Here is a 1,799-nt window from a genome sequence, read left to right on the forward strand (position 1 = left end):
TCCAGATGATTATGAAGGTGTTGCTTTAGAAAATTCTGTTGAGAAACAAGTTAACGGTAAAACTAAAAAGTTCTTGAAAGGTGCAAGGCTTTCTTATTATCCATCTGGGGTGAATATTTTCACTAAGACAACTGGTATGAAGTATCCTGAAAGAGAAGATATGGCGTATAAAGACATAAAAAAAATAGTGGGTGCTGGTACACCACACTACAAAAAAAGTATAAATATAGCCGACAAACAAAGTGAATTTACTAATACCATTACTTACGAACAGTATAACCTAAAAAGAACTTGATTTAAACACAGTATAACACTTGCTGCGGCACTGTTAAATTAATGATGATTATATGAATTATGGGTGTCTTATTATATAGCGCAAGGTGCGGCTCTGCCGTGGTTCCTTGGGCTATATAATAGACACCTTTTTCATTATTACCAGTAATTGACTAGATCAAAGATTGATGCTATATTGTGTACAAAAGAGGTGATTTAGTGGAAAGAGAAATGATTCGTGTTAATACTCGTATTCCGTTTGATTTGAATGATTGGCTAGATGCTGAAGCTACTAGAACTGGATTGTCAAAGAGTGCGATCGTCATGATGGCTACTGAAAATTATCGGAGAGAAAAAGAAGCATTTAAATCTATGGCTGATATGGGGCAAGTGGTGGAGAAGTTACAACAGATCGAACAGATGATACAGCGGAATGGTCTGGAAGGTTGAGCGAAGCGGTGCCTTGATAGTGAGCAGGGGCATGATAGACTGTCTAGTCGCGTGCCACAGTTCTTTTCAACTGCTGGCGCTGGCACGGGCTACTCATGCCCCGAAAGGCTCGCTGTCAAGGCCAACCTGTAAGACCATGTAGCGATGGGAGGAGGTGACAATATGGTTTGTCCGTTGGTTGTTCTTGACGCTAGACTGGAACACAAAATGAAGGCTTTGAATAAGCACATGCGTATCTGTCAGGAACTAAAGAAAGATATAAAGGAGATCGAGGAAGAAAAGAGGTATATCTACTTTAAGTTGATGGGCGGAAAAGGGGTTTGTTAAGAGAGATAAATCAGGTTGCTCTTATTAACTTGATTTTGATTAAACATCTCACCGCATGAAAGACAGGGGTGGAAAATTGAAGATAACCAGATTGGAAGATGAAATCACAATAAAAGATGATTCTACTGTTACCGTAACGAAGATGAACCACATTGTAGAAGTGCAGCATATGGAAAAGCGAAATTCATCTAACCATATACGAAAATTGGATTCTGAACGATATGTAGAATTATCTACTGGGGAAATAAAGTTTTTTGAACGCTCTGAAACAAGGGCTGACAATTTAAATTCTCTACGTCAAACCTTTAAGAAATTAAGGTATTTGATAAACAATAATTTTAGTGGTTGCTCAAACGAGTTATTTATTACTTTAACCTACGCTAAGCAGACCAAAGATCATTTACAGGTAGGGAAAGATTACGATAGCTTTTTGAAACGGTTGAAACGTAAATATAATGAAAGTACAAGCATTGATGCAATTAGGGTTCTAGAGCCACACGCATCTGGCTGTTATCATTTGCACGTATTGTTAAGGTTTAATGAGCTGAAATCTATTTACTTGCCTAACGAGCTTCTGGCTACTCTGTGGGGCAATGGTTTTGTTTCCATCCAATCATTGAAAGACGTTGATAATATAGGTGCTTATGTATCTGCTTATTTATCAGACATAGAAATTCCAGATGATTATGAAGGTGTTGCTTTAGAAAATTCTGTTGAGAAACAAGTTAACGGTAAAACTAAAAAGTTCT

2 protein-coding genes and 1 pseudogene are annotated in these 1,799 nt (G+C 37.5%); all 3 read left to right on the forward strand.

What is annotated here, in order from left to right; genetic code table 11:
• Positions 1-295: pseudogene (locus CSV76_RS17495) on the forward strand (hypothetical protein); the annotation flags it as partial.
• A gap of 197 nt (positions 296-492) precedes the next feature.
• A complete protein-coding gene (locus CSV76_RS16835; RefSeq protein ID WP_099626303.1) occupies positions 493-723 on the forward strand; it encodes a hypothetical protein in 231 nt (76 codons plus the stop codon).
• A 418-nt stretch (positions 724-1,141) separates the two neighbouring features.
• A partial coding sequence (locus tag CSV76_RS17635) for a rolling circle replication-associated protein (protein ID WP_199173088.1) occupies positions 1,142-1,799 on the forward strand: 658 nt, incomplete at its 3' end.

Origin of the sequence: Sporosarcina sp. P17b, from assembly GCF_002743115.1 — a bacterium.
GTDB classification, from domain to species: domain Bacteria; phylum Bacillota; class Bacilli; order Bacillales_A; family Planococcaceae; genus Sporosarcina; species Sporosarcina ureae_C.